The sequence below is a fragment of the Sphingomonas sp. GC_Shp_3 genome (assembly GCF_026540945.1).
Classification (GTDB): Bacteria; Pseudomonadota; Alphaproteobacteria; order Sphingomonadales; family Sphingomonadaceae; genus Sphingomonas.
Window position 1 is genome coordinate 478,895 of record NZ_JALNUT010000002.1, and the last position, 24,611, is coordinate 503,505.

General features: G+C 65.5%; 22 protein-coding genes. 11 read left to right on the top strand and 11 right to left on the bottom strand.

All coding sequences use genetic code 11. The features are described from left to right. Positions 1-30: 30 nt before the first annotated feature. The 4 genes from ligD to OXR00_RS07970 all read right to left on the bottom strand — a co-directional run bounded on the left by ligD (position 31) and on the right by OXR00_RS07970 (position 5,546). Positions 31-2,538: a DNA ligase D gene (ligD, locus tag OXR00_RS07955; protein ID WP_267387671.1), complete on the bottom strand. Its 2,508-nt coding sequence runs from the start codon at positions 2,536-2,538 to the stop codon at positions 31-33. An 11-nt stretch (positions 2,539-2,549) separates the two neighbouring features. Next, on the bottom strand, positions 2,550-3,419 hold the full coding sequence (locus tag OXR00_RS07960) for a Ku protein (protein WP_242147587.1): 870 nt from the start codon (positions 3,417-3,419) through the stop codon (positions 2,550-2,552). A 68-nt stretch (positions 3,420-3,487) separates the two neighbouring features. Continuing rightward, positions 3,488-4,654 (bottom strand): glycosyltransferase, encoded by a 1,167-nt coding sequence (locus tag OXR00_RS07965; protein WP_267387673.1) that lies wholly within the window; start codon positions 4,652-4,654, stop codon positions 3,488-3,490. Positions 4,655-4,709: 55 nt separating this feature from the next. Continuing rightward, on the bottom strand, positions 4,710-5,546 hold the full coding sequence (locus tag OXR00_RS07970; RefSeq protein ID WP_267387675.1) for a class I mannose-6-phosphate isomerase: 837 nt from the start codon (positions 5,544-5,546) through the stop codon (positions 4,710-4,712). A 144-nt stretch (positions 5,547-5,690) separates the two neighbouring features. Here OXR00_RS07970 and OXR00_RS07975 point away from each other — a divergent pair, with 144 nt between their 5' ends. Both OXR00_RS07975 and recN read left to right on the top strand, forming a co-directional pair. Beyond that, positions 5,691-6,491: an outer membrane protein assembly factor BamD gene (locus OXR00_RS07975; RefSeq protein WP_242147593.1), complete on the top strand. Its 801-nt coding sequence runs from the start codon at positions 5,691-5,693 to the stop codon at positions 6,489-6,491. A 22-nt stretch (positions 6,492-6,513) separates the two neighbouring features. After that, on the top strand, positions 6,514-8,178 hold the full coding sequence (gene recN / locus OXR00_RS07980; RefSeq protein WP_267387677.1) for a DNA repair protein RecN: 1,665 nt from the start codon (positions 6,514-6,516) through the stop codon (positions 8,176-8,178). 16 nt (positions 8,179-8,194) lie between these two features. On the opposite strand, the gene OXR00_RS07985 is transcribed toward recN, so the two are convergent. Beyond that, on the bottom strand, positions 8,195-8,512 hold the full coding sequence (locus OXR00_RS07985; protein WP_267387679.1) for a hypothetical protein: 318 nt from the start codon (positions 8,510-8,512) through the stop codon (positions 8,195-8,197). A 351-nt stretch (positions 8,513-8,863) separates the two neighbouring features. Between OXR00_RS07985 and OXR00_RS07990 the strand changes: the two genes are divergently transcribed. The 5 genes from OXR00_RS07990 (at position 8,864) to typA (ending at position 16,383) form a co-directional block, all read left to right on the top strand. Then, positions 8,864-9,070 carry a cold-shock protein gene (locus OXR00_RS07990; RefSeq protein WP_242147599.1) on the top strand — a complete coding sequence of 69 codons (207 nt, stop codon included), beginning with the start codon at positions 8,864-8,866 and terminating at the stop codon, positions 9,068-9,070. A gap of 61 nt (positions 9,071-9,131) precedes the next feature. Continuing rightward, entirely contained in the window at positions 9,132-9,338 is a 207-nt protein-coding gene (locus OXR00_RS07995) for a hypothetical protein (protein ID WP_242147601.1), read from the top strand. 144 nt (positions 9,339-9,482) lie between these two features. Further along, on the top strand, positions 9,483-11,612 hold the full coding sequence (ligA, locus tag OXR00_RS08000) for an NAD-dependent DNA ligase LigA (protein ID WP_267387682.1): 2,130 nt from the start codon (positions 9,483-9,485) through the stop codon (positions 11,610-11,612). A 194-nt stretch (positions 11,613-11,806) separates the two neighbouring features. After that, positions 11,807-14,392: a TonB-dependent receptor gene (locus OXR00_RS08005; protein WP_267387683.1), complete on the top strand. Its 2,586-nt coding sequence runs from the start codon at positions 11,807-11,809 to the stop codon at positions 14,390-14,392. Between the two features lie 155 nt (positions 14,393-14,547). After that, a complete protein-coding gene (gene typA / locus OXR00_RS08010; protein ID WP_242147607.1) occupies positions 14,548-16,383 on the top strand; it encodes a translational GTPase TypA in 1,836 nt (611 codons plus the stop codon). A 146-nt stretch (positions 16,384-16,529) separates the two neighbouring features. On the opposite strand, the gene OXR00_RS08015 is transcribed toward typA, so the two are convergent. Then, positions 16,530-17,357, bottom strand: coding sequence for an SDR family NAD(P)-dependent oxidoreductase (locus tag OXR00_RS08015; protein WP_267387687.1), 828 nt, complete (start codon positions 17,355-17,357; stop codon positions 16,530-16,532). Between the two features lie 70 nt (positions 17,358-17,427). Here OXR00_RS08015 and OXR00_RS08020 point away from each other — a divergent pair, with 70 nt between their 5' ends. Together OXR00_RS08020 and OXR00_RS08025 are read left to right on the top strand one after the other, a co-directional pair. Continuing rightward, positions 17,428-17,868 (top strand): helix-turn-helix domain-containing protein, encoded by a 441-nt coding sequence (locus OXR00_RS08020; RefSeq protein WP_267387689.1) that lies wholly within the window; start codon positions 17,428-17,430, stop codon positions 17,866-17,868. A 71-nt stretch (positions 17,869-17,939) separates the two neighbouring features. Beyond that, positions 17,940-19,427, top strand: coding sequence for a S41 family peptidase (locus OXR00_RS08025; RefSeq protein ID WP_267387691.1), 1,488 nt, complete (start codon positions 17,940-17,942; stop codon positions 19,425-19,427). A gap of 156 nt (positions 19,428-19,583) precedes the next feature. Here OXR00_RS08025 and OXR00_RS08030 read toward each other — a convergent pair whose 3' ends face one another. Next, positions 19,584-19,817 (bottom strand): hypothetical protein, encoded by a 234-nt coding sequence (locus tag OXR00_RS08030; RefSeq protein ID WP_267387693.1) that lies wholly within the window; start codon positions 19,815-19,817, stop codon positions 19,584-19,586. 114 nt (positions 19,818-19,931) lie between these two features. Further along, complete coding sequence (locus OXR00_RS08035) at positions 19,932-20,873, bottom strand: phosphatase PAP2 family protein (protein ID WP_267387695.1); 942 nt, start codon at positions 20,871-20,873, stop codon at positions 19,932-19,934. Positions 20,874-21,267: 394 nt separating this feature from the next. Here OXR00_RS08035 and OXR00_RS08040 point away from each other — a divergent pair, with 394 nt between their 5' ends. Further along, positions 21,268-21,645, top strand: coding sequence for a hypothetical protein (locus tag OXR00_RS08040; protein ID WP_267387697.1), 378 nt, complete (start codon positions 21,268-21,270; stop codon positions 21,643-21,645). A gap of 96 nt (positions 21,646-21,741) precedes the next feature. Then, positions 21,742-22,014, top strand: a complete 273-nt coding sequence (locus tag OXR00_RS08045) for a DUF3297 family protein (protein WP_267387699.1) — start codon at positions 21,742-21,744, stop codon at positions 22,012-22,014. Between the two features lie 12 nt (positions 22,015-22,026). Here the strand turns inward: OXR00_RS08045 and OXR00_RS08050 are convergent, their stop codons facing one another. The 3 genes from OXR00_RS08050 to OXR00_RS08060 all read right to left on the bottom strand — a co-directional run bounded on the left by OXR00_RS08050 (position 22,027) and on the right by OXR00_RS08060 (position 24,542). Then, a complete protein-coding gene (locus tag OXR00_RS08050; RefSeq protein WP_267387701.1) occupies positions 22,027-22,443 on the bottom strand; it encodes a hypothetical protein in 417 nt (138 codons plus the stop codon). Positions 22,444-22,638: 195 nt separating this feature from the next. Beyond that, a complete protein-coding gene (locus tag OXR00_RS08055; RefSeq protein ID WP_242147625.1) occupies positions 22,639-23,439 on the bottom strand; it encodes a LytTR family DNA-binding domain-containing protein in 801 nt (266 codons plus the stop codon). Then, positions 23,436-24,542: a histidine kinase gene (locus OXR00_RS08060; RefSeq protein ID WP_267387702.1), complete on the bottom strand. Its 1,107-nt coding sequence runs from the start codon at positions 24,540-24,542 to the stop codon at positions 23,436-23,438. Before OXR00_RS08060 ends, OXR00_RS08055 begins: the two co-directional genes overlap by 4 nt. Positions 24,543-24,611: the final 69 nt, after the last annotated feature.

Consider the following 24,611-nt stretch of genomic DNA (forward strand, 5'->3'; position numbering starts at 1 on the left):
CCACAAAGCCGCAGCGCGTGCAACCGCCCTTCACAGATCGGGCAGCACCTGATCCACCACGCCCCAGCCGGCGAGCGCGCGGCTGCCGGCGCGCTCGATCAGCGCAGCCGCGTCGCGCACGCCCCACTGGTTCGCATGGGTAATGTCGCGCAATTCCGCCCAGCTCACCGGTGCCGCCACCGGCGCCCCGGCGCGGGCGCGCGCCACATAGGGCAACACCGCCGTCGCACCGCGCTGGTTGCGCAGCCAGTCGATGAAGATACGGCCCTTGCGCTTCGCCTTGGACATGGTGGCGACGAACCGCTCCGGCTCGTTGGCGGCAAGCGCACGCGAGAAGCGGTCGGCGAAGTCCTTCACCGCTGGCCACTCCGCCTGCGGGGTAAGCGGCACGACGACGTGCACGCCCTTGCCACCCGACAGCATCGCGAAGCTGACGAGGCCGATCTCGGCGAGATGCTCTTTCAAGTCCTCCGCCGCTTTGCGCACGATCTCGAAGCCGAGATCCTCGTCCGGGTCGAGATCGAACACCATGCGGTCGGGCTGCTCCAGCGTGGCGACCGACGATCCCCAGCCGTGGAACTCGATCGTTCCCATCTGTACGCAGGCGACGAGGCCATCGGCATCGTCGACATAGAGGTAGTTTTCGGTCGAACCATCGTTTTCGGGGATCGGCACCTGATGAACCTGATCGCCGAAGCTGCCGGCATCATGCTTCTGGAAGAAACACGCCTTGCCGCGCCCCTGCGGGCAGCGCACCAGGCTGATCGGGCGATTTCCCGCCCATGGCAGCATGATCGCGGATACCTGCGCGTAATAATCGGCGAGATCGCCTTTGGTGACGTCCGATTCCGGGAAGATCAGCCGCTCCCGGCTGCTGACGGTGACGTGAATTGCGGGGGTGACAGCCGCCGCCTTTGCCTTCCTGCCCTTCGCGGAGGGCGGATCGACATGGACGGGCACCTCGGCCACGACCTCGGCCGCCGCCTTGTCTTCGCGCAGGCCGATGAAGCTCGAATGGCGCAGCACCCCGTCAGGCGTCGTCTCGGCGAACGCCACCTCGGCGACGAGTTTGGGCGTCACCCAATGGGCGCCGCGCACCATCGCCCGCGGCGCGGTGACGGTGGCGGTCTTGCGCTCCAGCTTCGCCAGTTTGCCCGACAGATCGTCGATCAACGCGGCGTTGAAGCCGGTGCCGACCTTCCCCGCATAGATCAGCCCGTCCGGGCCATGCAGCCCGAGCAGCAGCGAGCGAAATCCGCGCCCCTTGTCGGATGGCAACCAGCCGACGATGACGAACTCCTGCCGACGGATGCATTTGATCTTGAGCCAGTCGGTGGTGCGCTTGCCGCGATAGGGCGCATCCGCGCGCTTGGAGACGACGCCTTCATAGCCTTCGCGGCACATCGTCTCGAACAGTTGCTCACCGCTGCCGATGATGTGTTCGGAATATTGCAGCCGCGCGTCGACGCCGGTAACCAATGGCCGGAGCCGTTCCTTCCGATCGATATTGCTAAGACTCGCGGTATCCTCGCCGTCGAGCTCGAGCAGGTCAAACGCGAAGAACGTCATTTCGCCGCCAGCCGAGATCGCATCCTTCAGGGTGGAGAAATCCGGGCGACCGTCCTTGAACGCGACGATCTCGCCGTCGATCAGAGCGTCGGCCACGTCGAGCGTCGCCGCCGCCTCGGCGATGCCGGGGAATTTGTCGCTCCAGTCGAGGCCGCTGCGGGTGAACACCTTCGCCTTGCCGTTGGCGATGGCGACAAGTGCGCGGTAGCCGTCGTATTTCACCTCATGCAGCCAGCCCGAACCGGTCGGGACCGCATCTATCAGCGTGCATAGCTGCGGCGCGCGGAAATCGGGCGCCTTGCCGGTGCGCCGGGCCTTGGCCGCCCCGCTCGCGGCTTTGGTGCGCGAGGGTTTGGCGCGCTTCGACGGGCTTGCGGCTGGACGGTGCGGTTCGGCGCCCTCGGCGATCTCCGCCATCGTGCGGCCGGTCTTCACGCTGGTCAGCGCGGTTTCGACCAGCGCATCGGTCGCGCCCGCCGCCGCATCGTCGATCTTGCGGAGCAGCCAGTTCTCGGCCTTTTCCTTGCCGCGCGGCTTGAGGCGGATCAGCAGCCACTCGCCCTTCATGCGCTCGCCATTCAGGACGAAATGGAGGTGGCCGTGCTCGATGTCCTTGGCGGATTTTCCCGCGACCGGCGCCCAGGTGCCGTCGTCCCACAGCATCACCGTGCCGCCGCCATATTCGCCCTTGGGGATCGTCCCCTCGAAATCGGCGTAGGACAGCGGGTGGTCCTCGGTCCGCACCGCCAGCCGCTTCTCATTGGGATCGAGGCTCGGGCCGCGCGTGACCGCCCAGCTTTTCAGCACGCCGTCGACCTCGATGCGGAAATCCCAGTGCAGGCGCGAGGCGTCGTGCTTCTGCACCATGAAGCGATTGCCGTGGCCGGGGGCGAGCGTACCGGCGGGCTCGGCGGTCTTCGCGAAGTCGCGCTTGGCGTTGTAGCGTTCGAGCGGATCGGGGGTCGCCATGCCACTTCGCCTCAAGCGCGCTTTTTCGCCGCCGGTTTACGCGCCGGCGCCTTTTTGGCCGGAGCTTTCTCGTCCGCAGCCGCGCCGCTACGGCTCTCGACCGATTTCTTCAGTGCCGCCATCAGGTCGACCACGTTCGATCCACCCTTCTTCGGCGCGTCGCCCTCGGCCTCCTCGACCACCTTGCCGCCTTTGGCCTTGCGTTTGCGCTCGACCAGTTGCTTCAACGCATCGACGTAACGATCGTGGAACTCCTGCGGGTGGAACGGCCCCGACTTCTTCGAGATCAGCGTCTCGGCCAGATCGAGCAGATCGTCGTCCGGCTTGCTTTCCGGAATGTCGCGGAAATACCCCTGCGCCTTGTGGACTTCGTCGGCATAACGCAACGTCTCCAGCACCATGCCGCGCCCGCAGGGTTTGAGGCTGACGACATATTCGCGGCCGCGCATGGCGAGTTGCCCCAAACCGACCTTCTTCGCGCGCCTGAGCGCCTCGCGCAGCACGATGAACGCTTCCTCGGCAAGATCGTCGGCGGGGACCACGAAATACGGCTTTTCGTAGTAGAGCACGTCGATCTCGTCGGCATCGACGAACTGCGTCAGCTCCAGCGTCTTCTTCGATTCGAGCTTCACCGCGTCGATCTCATCCTGTTCGAGCAGGACGTAATTGCCCTTCTCGAACTCGAAACCCTTCATGATCTCGTCGGTGTCGACCGGACCGACGCCGGTGACGACCTTCTCGTAATGGATCGGCTTGCCGGTCGGCTCGTGAATCTGCTTGAAACTGATCTGCGCGCCCGATTTGGTGGCGCTGTAGATCTCCACGGGAATCGAGACGAGCGCGAGGCGGATCTGCCCCTGCCAATATGCGCGTGCCGCCATGTGCCGGTTCCTTCATTACGAAACCGATTCAATTCTCGGCGCGCGGAGTCGTTCCAGCGGCCGCCTGTTTAGTGGCGGGCGATCGCGTGCAGGTGCGCGTACAGCGCCTCGGTGTTCGCACCCCAGGTGAAACGCTCCGCGCCCTTGCGCACCGCGGCGGGTGGGGTCTTGGCGGCGAGCACGTCGGCGATCGCGCTTGCAAACGCCGCCGCGTCGCGCCCGACAACGCGCCCGTAGCCGGGTTCGGTCACCACCTCGCCCGCGCCGCCGGCATCGGTGATGACGACCGGGGTTCCGCAGGCGAGCGCCTCGACCCAGGCATTGGCGAGCCCTTCGGACGAGGAGGCGAGCGCCATCACGTCCCCGGCCGCGACCAGCGCCGGGAGATCACAATGCGGGATCGGCCCGAGCAACCGCACCCGATCGCCTACGCCACGAGCGGCGATTTGCGCCTCCAGCATGCCCCGCGCTCCACCCGACCCGGCGATCAGCAGCGCGACGCCGGGCAGCGCAGCGACCGCGTCGATCACCACGTCATGCCCTTTACGCGGGATCAGCGCGCCGACGGAGACCACCAGCGGCCCGGTCACGCCATAGGGGACCTTTGCCGATGCACGCTCGCGCGGTGCGAAGCGATCGAGATCGACGCCGGTGTGATGGACGCGAATTTTCGATTGGGGGATGCCGATCGCCGCCATGTCGCCCCGTATCGCCTGCGATACCGCGAGCAGCCCGTCCGCCGACTGTCCCGCCGCGATCACCTGCCGGGCGGTGGCGGGCGCGGTGCCCCAATGGTGAATGTCCGCGCCGCGCGCCTTGATCGACACCGGCACACCGAAATGCTTACCGAGCGCAACCGCCGCCGGACCGTCGGGGAAGAAGAACTCCGCGTCGATCACGTCGAACGCGAAATCGCGGCGGAGGTCGGTCAGCACCGGCACCAGCGCCCGCGTCAACGCTGCGGCGTGGAAGCGACCGCGCGTGCCCGGCACGGTGGTGAAGCGCGGGCGGCGCACGTCCAGCCCTTTCCACGTTTCCCGCGCCCGCAGCGCGGCGAGCGGCGCGTAGTGGCCGTGTCGCGACAGCGGCCAGGGCGGGAGCCCGACCGGCGCAACCACCCGCAGATCGACGGCGGGGTGCGCGGCAAGCCCAAGTGTCTGCCGTTCGACGAACACGCCGAGGTTCGGCGCGGCGGCGTGCGGAAACAGCGTGGCGAGGGTCAGGACGCGGAGCATGCCGCCTGCCCTAGCGCCCGAAGGTTAAGGGTGCGCTGCCGGAGCGCACCCTAGCTCAGATCCGCTTGTCGCCGGGATAGGTCAGCAACACGTCGGCACCGGCTTCCGCGACGACATGGCACGCACCGGTTAGCGTCACGCATTCGCCGGCTTTCCACGCCACGCCGTCCGCCACGCCCGAACCGGTGACAGGCACCAGCCACGCCATCACCCCCTCCGGCAGCGTGATGTCGCGCGCGCCGCCGCCGAACCGTTCGATCACGAACTTCGGCCCTTCGGCGAGGATCGTGCGGTCCTTGCCCGCGGACACCGAATCGGGCGCAGGCGTGGGTAGCGGGACAAACGGTACCGGGTTCGACGCGGCGACGCCGGCATCGAGGTGCAGTTCGCGGTCGCTGCCGTAATCGTACAGGCGATAGGTGAGATCGACGTTCTGCTGAAGCTCGATCACCGTCAGCCCCTTGCCGATCGCGTGGACGGTTCCGGCCTGCGAATAATAGAACTCGCCCGCCTTTACCGGTTTCCAGTCGAGCTTGTGCTCGATCGACCCGTCGAGCGACGCCGCGCGCAGCTCGTCCTTGGTCATCGGTTCTAGCGTGCCGAGCGCGATCGTCGCATCCGGCTCGGCCGCGAGGATCAGCCACGCCTCGTCCTTGCCGCGCGGATAGCCTGCCGCGCGCGCCTCGGCATCGTCGGGATGGACCTGCACCGACAGCCGGTCGCTGGTGAACAGATATTTGATGAGCAGTTCGGGCTCACCGGCATGGGGCGTCTGGAACCAGACCTCACCGATTGGCGGTGAATCCGGTGCCGGATCGGGAAAGCCGGGCCACAGGTCGTGCCTGCCCCAGGGCTTTTCGACGCGCTTGGTTGCCAGAAGAGTCGCCGTCATCGGATGTCCCATATTCGTTTCGGGGTTGTCCTAGCGGCAACGCACGGCCGCCGCTATCCGATCCGTGGCCGAAACGCGGCGCGGATACGGCTTTTTTCGAGGGGGATTGTTAGCGCGTCCGGCGTTCGGCTAAGGGTGCACGCGATGCGTATCCCACTGTCTCGCTCGATCGCGCTTGCGCTCATTGCCGCCTCGGCGCTTCCTGTCGCCGGCTGTGCCGGTCGCGGCAAGGCGAACGCGGATATTCCCTATGTCGCGCGCGATGTCGGCACGCTGTATACGGCGGCGCGCAAGCGGCTCGATATGGGCCAGTACAAGATCGCCGCCGCGCTGTTCGACGAGGTCGAGCGCCAGCACCCCTATTCGATCTGGGCCCGCCGCGCGCAGTTGATGAGCGCGTTCAGCTATTATCTCGCGCATGATTATACCAATTCGATCCAGGCGGCGCAGCGCTTCCTGTCGGTCCACCCCGGCAACCGCGATGCGCCCTATGCCTATTACCTGATCTCGCTCGGCTATTACGAACAGATCAGCGACGTGACGCGCGACCAGAAGATCACGCAACAGGCGCTCGATGCGCTGGGCGAACTGATGCGGCGCTATCCCAACAGCAAATACGCGCTCGACGCGCGGCTGAAGGTCGATCTGGTGCGCGATCACCTTGGCGGCAAGGAGATGGAGATCGGGCGCTTCTACGAACGGCGCGGCCAGTGGCTGGCGGCGTCGATGCGCTTCCGTACCGTGATCGACGAGTACCAGACCACCACGCATACGCCCGAGGCGCTGATGCGGCTGACCGAATGCTATCTCGCGCTCGGTACGCGCGAAGAGGCGGAGAAGGCGGCGGCGGTGCTCGGCGCGAACTATCCGGGAACGCCGTGGTATCAACGTGCGTACAAGCTGATGCAGGAACATCCGGTCAAGCCGGCTGCGAAGAAGGCCTGATCGTCAGGCCGTAGGGGCTGACATGCTGACCTCGCTATCCATTCGCGACGTGGTGCTGATCGAGGCACTCGACCTCGATTTCCACGAAGGGCTCGGCGTCCTCACCGGCGAAACCGGCGCGGGCAAGTCGATCCTGCTTGATTCGCTCGGGCTGGCACTGGGCGCGCGAGGTGATTCGGGCCTGGTGCGCCAGGGTGCCGCACAGGCGGTGGTGACCGCGGTATTCGATACGCCACACGCCGCCGGCCCGATCGCGGCGTTGCTCGCGGACAATGGCCTCGACGTCGAGCCGGGCGAGCCACTAATCGTGCGCCGGGTGGTGAAGGCCGATGGCGGCAGCCGGGCGTTCGTCAACGGCTCGCCCGCCCCCGCCGCCTTGCTGCGCGAACTCGGCACGCACCTGGTCGAGATCCACGGCCAGCATGACGATCGCGGGCTGCTCGCCGCCACTGGCCACCGCGCGTTGCTCGACAGTTTCGCGCGACTCGACATCGGCACCGCTGCCCGCACGCACCGCGCGTTCCGCGAAGCGGAAGACGCGCTGGCGGCGGCACGCGCCGATCTCGACACGCAGGAGCGCGATCGCGAATGGCTCGAACATGCCGTCGCTGAGTTGCGCAGCTTCGCCGCCGAGCCCGGCGAGGAGGAGGAACTCGCCACCCGGCGCGCCGGCATGCAGCGCGGCGAGAAGATCGCCGGCGACCTGCAGGCGGTGGCGGATCTGCTCGATGGGTCCGACGGCGGGCTCGCGCGGCTGCGGCAGGCGGCACGCATCCTCGAACGGCTGTCGGAGGATCATGAGGCGCTGGCCGAGGCGCTGGAGGCGATCGACCGCGCGATCAACGAGGCAAGCGCCGCGCAGGACGGCATCGACACCGCCGCACGCGATATGGCGTTTGATCCCGCGCAATTGGAGGCGGACGAATCGCGGCTGTTCGACTTGCGCGCGCTGGCGCGGAAGCACCGCGTCCAGCCTGATGCACTGGCGGACCTGACCGAGCAGCTCGGCGCGCGGCTCGATCTGCTGGAAAGCGGCGGGGCGGGAATCGCGGCGCTGGAGCGCGCGGTGGCCGAGACCGCCGCCGCCTATGACGATGCCGCCGCCACGCTGACCGCCGCGCGTACGCTTGCCGCCGCGCGGCTCGACGCGGCGGTGAAGGGGGAACTCGCACCGCTGAAGCTCGACGCGGCGCGCTTCCGCACCGTCGTCGCGCCGCTGTCGCCCGCGCAGTGGAGCCCGAGCGGCAAGGACCGCGTCGAGTTCGAGATCTCGACCAACCCGGGTGCGCCGTTCGCGCCGCTGGTCAAGATCGCCTCGGGCGGCGAACTGTCGCGCTTCATCCTCGCGCTGAAGGTCGCGCTGGCCGAGGAAGGTGCCGCCGCGACGATGGTGTTCGACGAGATCGATCGCGGCGTCGGCGGTGCGGTGGCGAGTGCGATCGGTGAACGGCTGGCACGGCTCGCCCGCCGCACGCAGTTGCTGGTGGTGACGCACAGCCCACAGGTGGCGGCGCGCGGGCACCAGCACCTGTTGATCGCCAAAAGTCACGACGGCACCGTCACCCGCACTGGTGTGCGCGCGCTCGACGATGCCGAACGCCGTGAGGAGATTGCGCGCATGCTGTCCGGCGCGACCATCACGCCGGAGGCGCGCGCGCAGGCCGAACGGCTGCTGGAGACGGCCTGAGCCCGCGTTCGAGCGATCAGAACGCCTTCTTCAACGTCACCATGATGCGCTTGTCGGGCTTGCCGTCCGGCGTCGACTCCTGCGCGACATAGGCGTTACCGTCGACGCTGCCGACGCGGAAGCCCAGCCCTGGCCCGTTGTTGCGATGGTACGCGTCCGGCACCGGCCGCAGCCGGAACTGCTCGGGATCGGTTCGCCCGCACACGATGATCTCGCCGTTCGCATCGGTCCCGCCGCGACAGCGTGGCGGCGCGACCTTCGGACCGGCCTCGCCGATCGGCGACGCATCGTCGATCGGCACGGCCTGAGCCAACAGGGCGAGCAGCAACAGCATCGCGATCACCCTACCATGAGACGCACACCCTCCCAACAGTATTAGAGGGCGACAACGTACACCGCGCGTGCTACAACACCGGCATCCCGCGAATTCGCCCACAAGCATCGCCGGGACTGAGAGACCTCCCGCGCTCCCGCTTGTTACAGCGACGGATGCGGTTCTTGTTTCTTCACTGCTCCTTTCAGGTTTCGTGCGACCGCCACCTGGCGATCGTACGCGCGTGCTCGCCGATCGGCTGAGCGCCACGTCATCGGGCACGCCGGCCAGGGCCGGACGGCGCGCCCGCCTTTGATCCCGGCCCTGCGGCGACGCTTTTCAAGCGCTGTCGATTCTCAAGGAAGTACACTCATGCCGATTGGCACCGTAAAATTCTTCAACGCCGACAAGGGCTATGGTTTCATCGCGCCGGAAGACGGCGGCAACGACGCCTTCGTCCACATCAGCGCGGTTGAAGCCGCTGGCATGCGCACGCTCGACCGCGAGCAGCGCGTGAATTACGAACTGGAGCAGGATCGTCGCGGCAAGGTGTCCGCCGTCAATCTGAGCGCAGCGTAAACGGACCGGGCGGCGTCGATAAACGGCGCCGCTCGACCTTCCCCTTTCAAGGAGACGCGCGATGAACACCACCGTAATGTTCTACCAGGACCGTGCCCGTCAGGCGCATGCCGACGCCGCATCCGCCAAGCTGGACAACGTCCGCGATCGCTGGCTGCGCGCCGCGAAAGCCTGGGACGAGATGGCCAACCGCGCCGAGAAAACCGCCGAGCGTCGCAGCGTAAACGAAGATGCCAAGCTGTCGGCGGAAATGACGGCGGACGATTGATCTGCCTCCGGGCGTGGTGGGGATCGGGCATCTGCAACACCCCGAGCGCACCTGACTGACCATATCCACGCGAACGCACGGGGATTGCGGCCGAGACAGGATCGCCGCTTGATCCACCGCCCCGCTCTCCGCTAGCCCGTCGCGATGCCGACGCCGCTGCCCGAAACCGAAGACGCCGCTACCGACGAGCTTGCCGCGCTCGCCGCCGCGATCGCGCACCACAACCAGCTGTACCATACCGACGACGCCCCCGAGATTTCGGATGCCGACTATGACGCGTTGGTGCGCCGCAACGCCGCGATCGAGGCGGCCTTCCCGCAGTTGATCCGTGCCGATTCGCCGAGCGTACAGGTTGGAGCTGCGCCCGCCGGACATCTCGCCAAGGTCGCACACGCCCGGCCGATGTTCAGCCTCGACAATGCGTTCAACGCCGAAGAGGTCGCCGATTTCCTCGGCCGCGTGCGCCGCTACCTCAAGCTTGCCGACGATGACGCGGTGGCGCTCACCGCCGAGCCCAAAATCGACGGCCTGTCCTGTTCGATCCGCTACGAGAACCGCCGCCTCGTTCGAGCGCTCACCCGTGGCGATGGCCAGATCGGCGAAGACGTTACCGCCAACGTCCGCACCATCGCCGACATTCCGCCTACGCTGCCCGACGATGCGCCCGACGTGTTCGAGGTGCGCGGCGAAGTTTATATGGCGAAGGACGATTTCGCCGCATTGAACGCGCGTCTGCTGGCGGAGGCGGAAACCACATCCCGGGAGGCGCGCCAGTTCGCCAACCCGCGCAACGCCGCCGCCGGGTCGCTGCGCCAGAAGGATGCTGCCGTCACGCGCGAGCGGCCGCTGCGGTTCTTCGCCTGGGGCTGGGGCGAGACGTCTGACCTGCCCGGCGATACGCAAAGCGCGGTGATCGCGGCGATCCGCGCATGGGGCTTCCCCGTCGCCGAGGCGTTCCGGCCGGGCGGGACACTGGAAGACGCGCTTGCCACCTATGCCCGGATCGAGGCCGAGCGTGCGGACCTGCGGTTTGATATCGACGGCGTGGTCTACAAGGTCGATCGGCTCGATTGGCAGCAGCGGCTGGGCTTCGTCGGTCGGGCGCCGCGTTGGGCGATCGCGCACAAATTTCCCGCGCAACAGGCGCAAACCACGCTGGAGCGGATCGACATCCAGGTCGGGCGCACCGGCAAGCTCACCCCGGTCGCGCGGCTCACCCCCGTCACCGTCGGCGGCGTCGTCGTCACCAACGCGACGCTGCACAACGCCGATGAGATCGCGCGGCTCAACGTCTGGCCCGGCGACCGCGTGGTGCTGCAACGCGCCGGCGACGTCATCCCGCAGATCGTCGACAACCTGTCGCGGGATGAATCGCGGGGGGCATGGCCCTTCCCCGCGCAGTGTCCCGAATGCCACAGTGCCGCCGAGCGCGAGCCGGGCGAGGTCGATTTCCGCTGTTCGGGCGGGCTGATCTGTCCGGCGCAGCGGGTCGAGCGATTGCGGCATTTCGCCTCCCGCCATGCGCTCGATATCGAGGGGCTCGGCATCACTAATGTCGAGAGCTTCGTCCGCGACGGGCTGATCCATACCCCCGCCGACATCTACCGGCTCACCAAGGAGGCGTTGCTGGCGCGCGAGCGCTGGGCCGAGATCTCCGCGCAGAACCTGATCGACGCGATCGACGCGAAACGCGCGCCCCCGCTCGATCGGTTCCTGTTCGCGCTCGGCATCCGGCATGTCGGTGAGATCACCGCGCGCGACCTTGCGCGGCGATACCGGACCTGGGCGGTGTTCCACGACATGATCGCGCGCATGGCGGCGCGGCGCGTGGACCTGACGCCGGCACTGGGCGAGAGCGACGACAAGTTCCTGGCGCGCACCGCCAAGGAGCTGGCGGCAATCGTGGAAACCCCCGGTATCGGCCCGGAGGTCGCGCTGGCGCTCGCCGATTTCTTCGCGGAAGAGCACAACACGCAGGCGGTCGCCGATCTGCTCGGTCAGGTCACACCGGCCGAACTGGTGCATGAAACGCGCGAATCCCCCGTCACCGGCAAGACCATCGTGTTCACCGGCACGCTTGAAACGATGAGCCGCGACGAGGCCAAGGCGCAAGCCGAGGCGCTGGGCGCGCGCGTGTCCGGCTCCGTTTCGGCGAAGACCGATCTGGTGGTCGCAGGTCCGGGCGCCGGCTCCAAACTGAAGAAGGCCGGCGACCTCGGTATCGAGGTGATCGACGAGGCGGCCTGGGCCGCGATCGTGGCGGCCAGCACCTGATGCGGCATGCGGCCGACCCGGCCGGTGTGATGTTTTTTTGCAACGCAGCGGAACTAACCGGCATCCGGGGCTGGCGCATGAGCCCATTGTCATTTTACTTAAACATTCGGACGTCAGGGGGCCGGGTGACGGCGTAGACGCCGCGTCCAGATGATCGCGTGTCCGCCAAAGCGATAAGATAACAGGGGTACCCAATGCGTAATACACTGCTTTTTAGCGTGGCGACGGCTGCGCTGCTTGTCCCGGGCGCGGCACTCGCCCAGACGACCGGCGCCGCCGACATCGATAATCAGGATATCGTCGTTAAGGGTTCGCGCAACACTTCCGTTGCGGGCATCCAGATTCCCGACACACCCAAGACGCGTCAGGTGCTGACGCAGGAATTCATTAAAAAGCAGGTTCCCGGCCAGTCGATCGACGAGATCATCAACCAGATGCCGGGCGTCAGTTTCCAGAACAACGATCCATATGGCTCGTCGGGGGGCCGCCTGACCATCCGCGGGTTCGGTCCGGATCGTATCTCGCAGACGATCGACGGCATTCCGACCAACGACACCGGCAACTACGCGCTGTATTCAAACCAGCAGATCGCGCCCGAACTGATCGACCAAGTCAACGTCACGCTGGGTTCGACCGACATCGACAGTCCGACCGCCTCGGCCTCGGGTTCCACTGTCGCCTATCGCACGATCACGCCGACCGACGACTTCCATGCACGCCTGATGGGTTCGATTGGCGACTTCAACTTTCATCGAATCTTCGGCCTGGTCAACACCGGCGTATTTACCCCGTGGGGCACCAAGGCTTGGTTCTCTGCCAACAATGCCATCAACGACGTGATCTTCTCGAACTTCGGCAAGATCAAGAAGGACGAATACGACGCCAAGATCTATCAGCCGATCGGCTCCAACGGAGACTTCATCTCGATAGCCGGCAGTTACAACGTCAATCGCAATAACAACACGCCCGATTTCCGGCTCGTCAACAATCCGGCATTGCCGGTCAACGGCACGTCGAGCGGCCGCATTCCATCCAGCCTCGCCGAAGCGTTCGCATTCAACAGCCCGCGTTGCACCACCGACGTTCCGCAGGCCGGCGTTGCCGATGTCCCGAACACCTGCGGCACGCTGTACGAACAGAACGTAAACCCATCGAACACGGGATCAGTACGTATCAACTCGCGCTTCACTCTGGCGCAGGGCCTCGTTCTCACGGTTGATCCGAACTTCCAGTACACCAAGGCAAACGGCGGATCGTATGGCGTTAGCGCGAACGAGACGGCTGGCCCGGGCGGATACCTCGGCTACGTCGCGGGCAACTATTATTACGGTCGCGATCTGAACGGTGATGGTGATCGTCTAGACAAGGTCGAACTCGATCAGACTAGCCAGACCGTGACGCACCGTTGGACGATCAATGCTTCGCTGCGCTATGACATCACCGACACGCAGACGGTTCGCGTCGCCTATTCGCACGATTACGGCCGTCACCGGCAGAGCGGCGAAGGCATCAACCTGCTGCTGAACGGCCAACCGCAGGACGTCTTCCCGCTCAACAGCCCTCTGCTCGCCTCGAACGGCATCGCCGTCCAAAAGCGTAACCGCATCTCCTACGCGGTGCTCGATCAGGCGTCGGCCGAATATCGCGGCAAATTCTTCGACGACGCGCTGTCGCTGACTGCCGGCGTGCGCGTGCCGTGGTTCAAGCGCAACCTGAAGAACTATTGCTACACCACCTCGGTTAGCGGCAACGTCTCCTGTATCGCCGGCGATGCGGCTACGGTAGCGGCCTACGGCGCGACCGGCCCGTACAACTTCACCCAGAACGCTGCCGGCAATGCGGTTCCGACCGGCTTCGCCCCCCCTCAGTTCCGCCAGTTCACCTACAACAAGGCGTTGCCGAGCGCGGGCATCCAGTACAAGTTCGCCGGCGCCTTCCAGGTGTACGGCAGCTACTCGAAGGGCCTGCAGGTTCCGGGTACGGATAACCTGTACCAGTCGTTCTACTACCCGGTCGGCGTCCAGTCGCCGGTGCCGGAAGTGACCGACAACTTCGATGCGGGCATCCGCTACACCACCAGCAAGATCCAGGCGCAGGTCGGCCCGTGGTACTCGCTTTTCACCAACCGTCTTGCCTCGTCGTACGATCCGCTGCTCGACCAGACGACCTACCGCAACCTCGGCAAGGTCAAGAAGTATGGCGTCGACGGCAGCATTTCGTATCAGCCGGTAAAGGCGCTCTCGCTCTACGCGTTCGGGTCGTACCTGAAGTCGGAAATTCAGGATAACGTCTTGGGCGGCACCTGCGGCGCTACAAACGTGACCTACGGCACGTTCAGCTGCACCACGCTCGGCGCGGACTATTACCTTGCCACGAAGGGCAAGCGCGAAGCCGGTGCGCCGACCTACACGTTCGGTGGTCGCGCCGAAGTGGATGTCGCACCGTTCAGCGTCGGCATTCAAGCGAAGCGTACCGGACCACGCTACATCAACGACCAAAATCTGCCGGTGTACAGCAACGTCGACATCCGCAACCCGACGACGACACAGTATTACGGCAGCAAGGCGCCTGCTTATACGGTCGTTGATCTAGATGCGCGCGTCTCGCTGGGCTGGGCCGGTCTCAACGACCGCACCTACTTCCAGTTGAACGTCACCAACCTGTTCAACGAATATTACGTCGGCAACCTGGGGAACTCGAACTCCTCTTACACGAGCGTGCCGTTCACCTATCTCGGGTCGCCGCGCACGATCAGTGGTTCGCTCAACGTCGAATTCTGATCGCCCAACGCATCAGGATACGCGATACAGCCGCCGTTCCCGAAAGGGAGCGGCGGTTTCGTTTTGGAGGCTTTATGACAGCCCCCTTCCCGTCCGGCGCCAATTAAGCTATCGGCGCCCGCAATCTCTTCTCTCTCAAAGCATCGGGCATTTTCATGAGCCTTCGCAATATTGCGATCATCGCGCACGTCGATCACGGCAAGACCACTCTCGTCGACCAGTTGTTCCGCCAGTCCGGCACGTTCCGCGAAAACCAGCGCATCGAAGAGCGCGCGATGGATTCGAACGATCTCGAAAAAGAGCGCGGCATCACCATCCTCGCCAAGCCGACCTCGATCGAATGGGATGACGGCAGCGGCACGCTGACCCGCATCAACATCGTCGACACCCCCGGCCACGCCGATTTCGGCGGTGAGGTCGAGCGGATCCTGTCGATGGTCGACGGCGTCGTCCTGCTGGTCGATTCGTCGGAAGGCGCGATGCCGCAGACCAAGTTCGTGACCGGCAAGGCGCTCGCGCTCGGCCTCAAGCCGATCGTGGTCGTCAACAAGGTCGATCGCCCCGACGAACGTATCCAGGAGGTGCTTGACGAAGTGTTCGACCTGTTCGTCTCGCTCGACGCGACCGACGAGCAGCTCGACTTCCCGGTGCTTTATGCTTCGGGCCGCAACGGCTATGCGAGCGAGGACCCCGCGCGCCGCGAAGGCACGCTGACCCCGCTGTTCCAGAAGATCGTCGATCACGTGCCGCCGCCCTCGGCCGATCCGGATGGTCCGTTCAAGTTCCTGGTGACGCTGCTCGACCGCGACAACTTCCTTGGCCGCATCCTCACCGGCATGGTCTATTCGGGATCGGTCAAGACCAACATGCCGATCCATGCGCTCGACAACGACGGCAACGTGGTCGAGACCGGCCGCGCCTCCAAGATCCTGACCTTCCGTGGCCTTGATCGCGTGCCGACCGACGAGGCGAACGCGGGCGACATCATCTCGATCGCCGGCCTGACCACCGCGACCGTCTCGAACACGATCTGCGACCCCGCCGTGAGCGAGCCGCTCCACGCCCAGCCGATCGATCCGCCGACGCTGTCGATGCGCTTTGCGGTCAACGATTCGCCTATGGCGGGCCGCGAGGGCAGCAAGGTGACGAGCCGCATGATCCGCGATCGTCTTGCCCGTGAAGCCGAATCGAACGTCGCCATCAAGGTGACCGAGAGCGAGGACAAGGACAGCTTCGAAGTCGCGGGCCGCGGCGAGCTTCAGCTCGGCGTGCTGATCGAGACGATGCGCCGCGAGGGCTTCGAGCTCGGCATCAGCCGCCCGCGCGTGCTGTTCGGCGAGGATGAGGCCGGCAAGAAGACCGAGCCGTACGAAGTCGTCATCATCGACGTGGACGAGGAATATTCGGGCACGGTCGTTGAGAAGATGAACCTGCGCAAGGCCGAAATGACCGACATGCGCCCGTCGGGTGGCGGCAAGACCCGCATCACCTTCTCCGCGCCATCGCGCGGCATGATCGGCTATCACGGCGAGTTCCTGTCGGACACGCGCGGCACCGGCATCATGAACCGGCTGTTCGAGAAGTACGGCCCGCACAAGGGCACCATCGAAGGCCGCAAGAACGGTGTGCTGATCTCGAACGGCCTTGGCGAAGCACAGGGCTATGCGCTGGGTCCGCTCGAAGAGCGCGGTGTGTTGTTCGTCGGCCACGGCGAGGCGCTGTACGAGGGCATGATCATCGGTGAGAACGCCAAGACCGGCGATCTCGAAGTCAACCCGATGAAGGCGAAGCAGCTCACCAACTTCCGCGCTTCCGGCGGCAAGGATGATGCGATCCGCCTCACCCCGCCGAAGAAGATGACGCTGGAACAGGCGATCGCCTATATCGACGACGACGAGATGGTCGAGGTGACGCCGAAGAATATCCGCCTGCGCAAGCGCTATCTCGATCCGAACGAGCGCAAGCGCCAGAGCCGCTCGAAGGCGGCCTGACGTCGCTCAAGCGGCGTCCGACGACGCGGCTTTGCTGCGGCGGCCCGACACCATCCTTGCGATGTTGGTCATAACCGGCACGTAGCTAAAACGAACATAATGATGACGAGGCCCGCGGCACCACAGTGCGGCGGGCCTCAACATATTCAGGCCTGCGCCGGGGTGCGGTAGCGCGCGGCGGGCTCGCGGCGGCTCAGCACCGTGGCGAGGTTCTGGCGCTCGGTGTCAAGCGCCTGCCAGCGCGGCAGCTCCGCATCGGCGAGCGGCGGGATCGTCACAGTTTCACGCGCATCAAAACCGGCGAGCGCCGCGTCGACGAGATCGTCGACCGCCATCACCATCTCCGCCGGCATCGCTTCGACATCCTTGCCCGACCGTTCCCATATTTCGGTGCGCGTCGCGCCGGGCAGCACCGCCTGCACGTAGAGCCCCTTGTCGCCATAGTGCGCGGCCAGGCTCTGGCTGAGGTTGAGCAGATAGGCCTTGCTGCCCGAATAGACCCCATCAAACGTCTCCGCCATCAGCGCCAGCACCGAGGCGATGTTGACGATGGCGCCGCCTGCCTGACCGGCGGCAGCGCGCGCCACGAACGCCTTGCCGGCCGCACGCGCGAGCAGGGTCGGCGCGGTGATGTTGAGCGCGATGATCCGCGCGACATCGGCGGCCGACGCGGTGAGAAGATCGCCGTCGAGCGCCATCCCGGCATTGTTGACGAGCAGCGTAATGCCCGCATCATCGGCAAGCCGCGTGGCGACGGTGGCGACATCGGCAGAGTCGGTAAGGTCGGCGCGCAGCACGGTAACGGTCCGGCCGGTCCCGTCACGCAGCCGCCGGGCGAGCGCCTCCAACCGGGCGGTATCACGCGCGACGAGGATAAGATCATAACCGCGAGCGGCAAGCCGTTCGGCATAGACTGCGCCGATACCTGCGGATGCGCCGGTGACGAGCGCGGTTTCGTTGAGAACGGGGGCCATGGGATCTCCTCGACACCCAGCACGACGCCAGGTGACTTGCGTTTTAATAGGTAATGACTATCTCTTTGCAATGGACTTAGAGAAACTTTCCGGTGGGCAGTGTGCGATCGGACGCAGCATCGCGCGGGTCGGCGACGCATGGAGCATGCTGGTGCTGCGCGATGCCGGGCTCGGCCAGACACGCTTCGATGGGTTCCAGAAGAGCCTGGGCATCGCTCCCAATATCCTCACCCGCCGGCTCTCGGCGCTGGTCGAGGCCGGGCTGTTCGAACGGCGGCGCTATAGCGAGCGGCCGCCGCGCGACGAATATGTGCTGACGGCGGCGGGGCGCGACTATGTGTCGATCCTGCTGATGCTCGGCGGCTGGGCGCGAACGCATTTTGGCGACGAAGGGACGAGCCGACCGATCGACCGAGCAACCGGCCGCACGATTCACCCGGTGGTGGTGGACGCGGAAACCGGCACGCCGCTCACCGACATGAATATCGGGCTGGAAACGCCGACACGCTGACCCGGCCCGTGCGTGCCATCTTCCCTTCGCAACATGATCGGCTAAGCTGCTCGCAACAGGGGGAGTATGTCATGGTTGGTGGGCGCATCGTTTCGTCTTTGCTGGTTCTCGCAATGCTGTCGTCGTGCAGCGGCGGCGATGGCGGTAGCGGCTCCGGGCCCAGTGCCAGCACGCCGACCCCTACGCCCAGCCCGACTGCGACCCCTACCCCCACCGCAGCCGCCGGCTGCAGCTTGCGGGAGCGGCAGAGCTGGGCGTCGGCGCAGCTCAACGAATGGTATCTGTTCCCCGAGACGCTGCCCGCCAGCCTAGACCCGACGCCGTATTCGACGCTGTCCGACTATGTTGACGGTCTTACCGCCACCGCGCGCGCGCAGGGACGCGACCGCTATTTCACCTATGTCACGTCGATCTCGGCGGAGAATGCCTATTACGCATCCGGATCGAGCGCCGGTCTGGGCGTACGGCTGACCGCCGACACCAATGCGCGCCGGCTGTTCATCGCCGAAGCGTTCGAGGGTGCGCCCGCGCTCGCCGCCGGGATCGACCGGGGTACCGAGATCCTCGCGATCGGCACGAGCGCCGCCAACCTCCAGAGCGTGTCGAGCATCATGGCGACGAGCGGGACGCAGGGGCTGGTCGATGCGCTCGGCCCAGACACCAACGGCACGACGCGCGTGCTGAGCGTGGGCGATGCCGCCGGCACCCGCACGGTGACGCTGACCAAGACCACCTACGATGTCGCGCCGGTATCGACCCGCTACGGCGCGAGCGTGATCAACGATGCTGGGCACAAGGTCGGCTACATCAACCTGCGCACGTTCATCACGCCGGCGGAAGGCGCGATGCGGGACGCCTTCGCCACGTTCCGCGCGGCCGGGATCACCGAGGTGATCGTCGATCTGCGCTACAACGGCGGTGGTTTGCTCTCGACCGCGCAGGTGCTCGGCAATCTGCTTGGCGGCAATCGCTCGACCTCGGACGTCTTCGCCTATCAGACGTTCCGGCCGGAAAAGGCGTCGGAGAACGAGACCGACCTGTTCGCCCCGCAAGCCCAGTCGATCTCGCCCACCAAGATCGCCTTTATCGGCATGGGCGGCACCGCATCGGCGAGCGAACTCGTCATCAACGCCTTCCCGCCGTACCTGCACGCCAATGCCGCGCTGATCGGCACCAACACCTATGGCAAGCCGGTCGGCCAGATCGCGCTCGACAAGGCGGCGTGCGACGACCGGCTGCGCGTAATCTCGTTCGCGCTCCAGAACGCGGCGCATAATGCGAACTACTTTAACGGCCTCGCCGCGACGATGGAGAAGACCTGTCAGGCGGGCGACGACCTCACCCACAAGCTCGGCGACCCGCAGGAGGCTTCGATCCGCCAGTCGCTCGACTACATCGAGGGCAAGAGCTGCACCGCGATCGGCACCACCGCAAGCACCGCGAGCGCGTCTGTCCACGACAATGCGATCCGCTTCACCACGGCGGATGCGCCGGTGCAGACGCTGGTTGCGCCCAACCGGCCAAGCCCGGCACAACGCGCCGTGCCGGGGCTGTTCTAAGGGGGCCACGCGGCATGTTTACCCCGCGAAGCCGCGCTGTACGACAGTGCGGGTTCGCAGGGGAGGACATTTCAACATGATCGAACGTCCGGTTTCTGGCCATGTGCTCGACCCAAGCGGACGTAGCGGTGATGCTTTCGGGCGGTTTACCCCGCTTTAGCGCGAACGGTTGAAGTACAGCATCGCGGCAGCGACCGCCACCGCGCCGGCGGCAAGGCTCATGATTAAGCGGCTGCCGCCTTCGGGTTGCGTCACCGGCTTTGCCGCTTTCAGATTGGCCGCAGCCTGTTTTGCCAGATCGTGCCGCGTGTCCTGAAGCTCCGCCGATTGCGCTGCCTTCAGCGGAAACGGAGAGATGGACTCCTTTGGCATCGGCGGGTTGTGATGCATCGTTCTAACTCCCAAGGCTGAACGTGCCAAACGCGGCGCCGCCACATTCGTGCCGCTCCGTTCCGCTTTTCCCCCGAAGCGACGGCTGGGATGAACGCGGTCCGGACCGAAGCGTTAGATCCGGCTCGGCCGCAGCCCATGCGGGGCGGCAGGGCGGCGGCGTTCGGCGGCGATGAAGCCGACCACCGCAATCGCGACCAGCGCGACCAGCATGCCGAGGATCATGTCTGAAAGGTAATGCGTACCCTCGATCGGCGTCGACAGCAGCATCGCGACGTCGATCGCCACCACCGCCCAGCGCAACCGCACGATCTGCCATCCCGCCGCGATGTAGATGAACGCAGAGGCGGTGTGGAAGCTCGGCGCGGAGACAATGCCGCGCAAATGGCCCAGGTCGACGACACGGTCGCTGCCCGAACGCAGCGCAGGGATCAGCCCCTGCTGCCAGATCTCACTTTCGGGAAGATAGGGCAGCGCGCCATGCCAGAGGTAGGACAGCGGGCCGATCGCCGGCATCAGCGGGTAGAGCGCCAGCGTCAGGAAGGCCGCGAGCCAGAACGTCGCCAGGAACCGGTACACCTCATCACTGCGACCCTCCCAGGCGAACCAAGCCAGGATCACCGCCGGGGTAAGGTAGATGCTGCGATACGCGGCGGTGCCGAGCAGCTGCAGGCTGCGGTGTGCCGCCACCGTCTCGTAGAGCCCGACCCAGTTGAACCCGAGCATCCGGTCGGCCCGCTGAAGCGCCGCATCACTGAAGCCGTGCGACAACGCCGCCAGCGGATAGGTCGATACCGCGCCGATCAGCACGATCGCGGTGAGCACCGCGTAATAGCCCGCGATTCGCGCGACGAGCACCAGCCACGGCACCGGGTGACGCAGCGCCGCAACGCGCAGCGCGAGCGCAATACCCGCGGCTGCGGCAAAGGGCAGGTTGCTCGGGCTCCACGGATCGACCGACAGGCCAGCGCTACGCATCAGCAGCACAAGCATGACGAATGACAGCGCTAGACCCGCGGCGATCCACTTGGCGGGGAGAGACAGGGTGGCGAACACAGGCTGACTGACGCTCCAGTTTTACCGGGCGGCACGGGAGCGATGCCGGACGGTCGCGCTTGCTACCGCGCGTTACAGGGAAATGACAGCTATGGACGATCCCCCGCGTCGCGTTGCTGACCCGCGTGTGACATTCTCGTCATGCTGTCGGACGGTACGCCCTCTTTGCGTCGCGGATCAGCCGGCGTGTCAGGCCGGCCGCGCCTGACGGAGCGCAATTCCAGCGGCAACACGATAGGCGCCTCCGACGGCGAGATGCGTAAATAAACGCCGGCTTAACATCGCATTCCGGACCCGTTCAGCGCGACTCGTTTAGGTGGTTGCAACAAGCTGGTCCACCGAGGCGTTATAGTTGCCACAGGCGGAAGGGCTTTGGGATGCAAGGAGAACCAACATGAACTCGTTGTTGAAGAAGGCCGGTCTCGGTGCTGCCCTCGCCGCGACCGCACTGACTGCGGCCGTTCCTGCCGAGGCGCAGTGGCGTGGCGGGTATCGCGGTGGCTATCATGGCGGCTACCACGGCTATCGTGGCGGCAACGCAGCCGGCGCGGCGCTGCTCGGCGGCGTGATCGGGCTTGGCGTCGGCGCGGCGATCGCGAGCAACAACCGCGGCTATTACCGCGACGGCTATTATGACCGCGGCTATCGCGGCTATTACGCGGGACCGCCAGTCGCCTACTACGACGGCTATTACCGTGGCCCGCGCTGCTGGACGTCGTATCGCTGGGACCCGTATTACGGCGAGAACATCCCGGTTCGCGTCTGCAACTGATCCGACGCGATCTGGACGACGAGACGGCGCGGGTAACCCCCGCGCCGTTTTCGTATCTGGCGTTCGGCACCGTTTTGCGCCAAGAGGCCCGCCATCATGACCGACACGCCCCCCGACCGCCTTTCGTCCAACCCGCGCAGCCCGTTCTTCGACGAGGCCAAGCTGTCACGCGGGATCGGCATCCGTTTCAACGGTAAGCAGCGCACCGACGTCGAGGAGTATTGCCGCTCGGAAGGGTGGATCCGCGTCGCGCTCGGCAAGAAGGTCGATCGCAAGGGCCAGCCGCTGACGCTGAAGCTGTCGGGCGAGGTCGAGGCGTGGTTCGAGCGCCCGGCTGACGATGAAGCGGCATCCGCCGACGAGGCGTAAGCCCACCTACCCTCAGTCGTGATCGACGAAGCTGCCCGCCGGCAAGGTCTGCTCGGCCAGGCCGAGGTCTAGAACCGCGTCGCTTGGTGCCACGCATGTGCGCGTCGAGAACGGCTTTCCGTTTTTGCTGACGATCACACCCGACCGGAATTCGGGATTGTTGGTGGTTTTGAAGCCGGTCCGGTACACACCGCTCCAGACGGTGTAGGCATAGTCGCCGCGCAAGAACCGCACCTGACTTTCGCCGCCGCCTGAATAGGCGGTGTTAGCATAGGACAGGTCTGCCGAGTTCGCCGGCGAGGCGAGCGCTACCGCACCCGGCCTACCGGCGCGGTACTGTACGCCACCCGCGCCTGCGCATACCGACACGGTCTGACGACCAGTGCTGCACGAGAAGATCGGACGCTCGTCGACGGTGCAGAGACCCACCACCCGGGACCGAACCGGCGCGGCAGGCGCCTGCGCGGCGGGTGACACCAAAAGGAGCGCGGGTGCGATCAGGACTGCAGCGGTCGGTTTGATCCTAGGTCTCCGGCAATTCTTCCAGCGTTCGTGTCGAGACACCGGCACGTCGAGTGGTCCCTCGACGTCACTCGCGACGAACGCTGGGTGTGGAGTCGTGCCTCAGTGTACGAACCGCGCGACCACGTCGCGGTAGCTGCGGCTGACCTTCACCTGCGCGCCGGACCCCAGCACCAGGAAGCACTCGCCGTTGGTGTGCGGCTTCACCTCTTTCACCAGATCGAGGTTGACGATGGTCGAACGGTGGACGCGCTGGAACCGGCGCGGATCGAGCCGCTTCTCCAAGTCCTTCATCGTCTCGCGCAGGATCAGCGTGTTGTCGCCGGTGTAGATGCACATGTAATCGCCGGCCGCGTCGATCCGCTCGATCGTGTCGACATCGACGCGGAAGATCTGGCCGCGATCCTTAATGTTGATGAGCTTCTCGAACCGGTTGGCGGATACCTGATCGCCGCCGTCGGTGATATCCTCGACCGAATCGGGCGCGACCTCGGCAAGTACCTCGCGCAACCGGTCGACCTCCTCGACGCCACGCTTTTCGGCAAGGCGCTGGCGGACGCGGTCGAGCGTGTCGGCGAGGCGTGATTCGTCGACCGGCTTCATCAGGTAATCGGTCGCCTGCGCCTCGAATGCCTTCAGCGCGTGGTCGGAATAGGCGGTGACGAACACGAACAGCGGCGGCTCGACCTCCATCAGCCCCTGCACCACCGAGAAGCCGTCGAAGCCGGGCATCTGGATATCGAGGAAGACGAGATCGGGCTTGTGCGTCTTGATCGCGCGAATCGCCTCACGGCCGTTGGCGCATTTCTCGATGATCTCGACATCGTCATGCGCTTGCAGTCTCAACTCAAGCCCTTGAATAGCAAGGGTTTCGTCGTCGACCAAAATGGTACGGATCGTCATGCGGCCTCTCTCTTCGGTTCCTCTAACTGGAACGGTATTTCAATCTCGATCCCGTATCCGCCCCCCGGGATCGAACGCGTCTCGAAACGGTGGTCAGGCCCGTAAGCCTGCGCCAGTCGCTCCTTTATATTGGCGAGCCCCACGCCAGTTGAAGCGCTTGCCCGCGCTTTCATTTCATGCAAGCCCGGCCCGGTGTCCGATACGCCGATCTGCACCCGATCCCCGCTCAACCGCGCGACGACGTTGATTTCGGCCCCCTCCTCCTTGGGCGTCACCGCATATTTGATCGCGTTTTCGACCAACGGCTGAAGCAGCAACGACGGCAGCCGCGCCTGCGAGACTCGCGGATCGACATCGAAGCTCGGCCGCAACCGATCCTCGAAGCGCATCTTCTCGATTTCCAGATACAGCTTGAGCGTCTCGACCTCCTGCTGAATCGTGACGTGCGCGGTCGGCTCGTTGGCAAGCGTGTAGCGCAGGAACGACGACAGCCGGCTGAGCATCGCATTGGCACGCTCGGTCTGCTTGAGCAGCACCAAGGTCGAGATTGAATTGAGCGTGTTGAACAGGAAATGCGGGTTGAGCTGATAGCGCAGCATCGCCAGTTGCGCGGAACTGGCGGTGTTCTCCAGCGCGGCCATCTGGTCCATCTGCTGCTCGACGATCAGGTAGAAGTTGATCCCGAAATACAGCGCCGACCAGCCCGCCAGCACCGTGAAGTTGAGGAAGATCGTGCCGAGCACCAGGCTGAGGTTCAGCCCCGGATCGGCCAGTTTGATGAACGAGAACGAGAAGGCGTCGAGCACCGAGTACAGCACTGTCGCGACCGCGAGCGTGATGATCGACAGGATCGCGGAGGTGAGCCGGCGCCGCCTGCGATAATAATGATACAGCGTGGCGAGCAGCAATGTGATGCAATAGCCGACGATCGACTCGACGATCACCGGCACCACGCCCGAGATATCCTGCCCGTTGGACAGGCTGGAGACACTGCGCAGGATCAGATAGCCCGACCACCCGGCGGATTGCAGCCGCCAGAAGGCGCGCGCCTTATCCTCGAAGAACGGCCGCGAGAAAATCGCGGGAAGGGAAAACAGCGCCATAATGCCGCACCCTAGCCCGGTCGTACCGCGAGAGCAAAGTCATGCCCATCGCGCACCCGCTGGCGCTTC

Bases quoted from the DNA above. Each gene is read 5' to 3' on its own strand.
- OXR00_RS08015 (WP_267387687.1), bottom strand. From the start codon at position 17,357: ATGGCCCCCGTTCTCAACGAAACCGCGCTCGTCACCGGCGCATCCGCA.
- OXR00_RS07975 (WP_242147593.1), top strand. From the start codon at position 5,691: ATGCGTATCCCACTGTCTCGCTCGATCGCGCTTGCGCTCATTGCCGCC.
- OXR00_RS07985 (WP_267387679.1), bottom strand. From the start codon at position 8,512: ATGCTGTTGCTGCTCGCCCTGTTGGCTCAGGCCGTGCCGATCGACGAT.
- OXR00_RS07965 (WP_267387673.1), bottom strand. From the start codon at position 4,654: ATGCTCCGCGTCCTGACCCTCGCCACGCTGTTTCCGCACGCCGCCGCG.
- OXR00_RS08025 (WP_267387691.1), top strand. From the start codon at position 17,940: ATGGTTGGTGGGCGCATCGTTTCGTCTTTGCTGGTTCTCGCAATGCTG.
- OXR00_RS07990 (WP_242147599.1), top strand. From the start codon at position 8,864: ATGCCGATTGGCACCGTAAAATTCTTCAACGCCGACAAGGGCTATGGT.
- OXR00_RS07995 (WP_242147601.1), top strand. From the start codon at position 9,132: ATGAACACCACCGTAATGTTCTACCAGGACCGTGCCCGTCAGGCGCAT.
- OXR00_RS08040 (WP_267387697.1), top strand. From the start codon at position 21,268: ATGAACTCGTTGTTGAAGAAGGCCGGTCTCGGTGCTGCCCTCGCCGCG.
- OXR00_RS08005 (WP_267387683.1), top strand. From the start codon at position 11,807: ATGCGTAATACACTGCTTTTTAGCGTGGCGACGGCTGCGCTGCTTGTC.
- OXR00_RS08060 (WP_267387702.1), bottom strand. From the start codon at position 24,542: ATGGCGCTGTTTTCCCTTCCCGCGATTTTCTCGCGGCCGTTCTTCGAG.
- ligD (WP_267387671.1), bottom strand. From the start codon at position 2,538: ATGGCGACCCCCGATCCGCTCGAACGCTACAACGCCAAGCGCGACTTC.
- OXR00_RS07960 (WP_242147587.1), bottom strand. From the start codon at position 3,419: ATGGCGGCACGCGCATATTGGCAGGGGCAGATCCGCCTCGCGCTCGTC.
- recN (WP_267387677.1), top strand. From the start codon at position 6,514: ATGCTGACCTCGCTATCCATTCGCGACGTGGTGCTGATCGAGGCACTC.
- OXR00_RS08045 (WP_267387699.1), top strand. From the start codon at position 21,742: ATGACCGACACGCCCCCCGACCGCCTTTCGTCCAACCCGCGCAGCCCG.
- OXR00_RS08030 (WP_267387693.1), bottom strand. From the start codon at position 19,817: ATGCATCACAACCCGCCGATGCCAAAGGAGTCCATCTCTCCGTTTCCG.
- typA (WP_242147607.1), top strand. From the start codon at position 14,548: ATGAGCCTTCGCAATATTGCGATCATCGCGCACGTCGATCACGGCAAG.
- OXR00_RS07970 (WP_267387675.1), bottom strand. From the start codon at position 5,546: ATGACGGCGACTCTTCTGGCAACCAAGCGCGTCGAAAAGCCCTGGGGC.
- OXR00_RS08020 (WP_267387689.1), top strand. From the start codon at position 17,428: ATGGACTTAGAGAAACTTTCCGGTGGGCAGTGTGCGATCGGACGCAGC.
- ligA (WP_267387682.1), top strand. From the start codon at position 9,483: ATGCCGACGCCGCTGCCCGAAACCGAAGACGCCGCTACCGACGAGCTT.
- OXR00_RS08055 (WP_242147625.1), bottom strand. From the start codon at position 23,439: ATGACGATCCGTACCATTTTGGTCGACGACGAAACCCTTGCTATTCAA.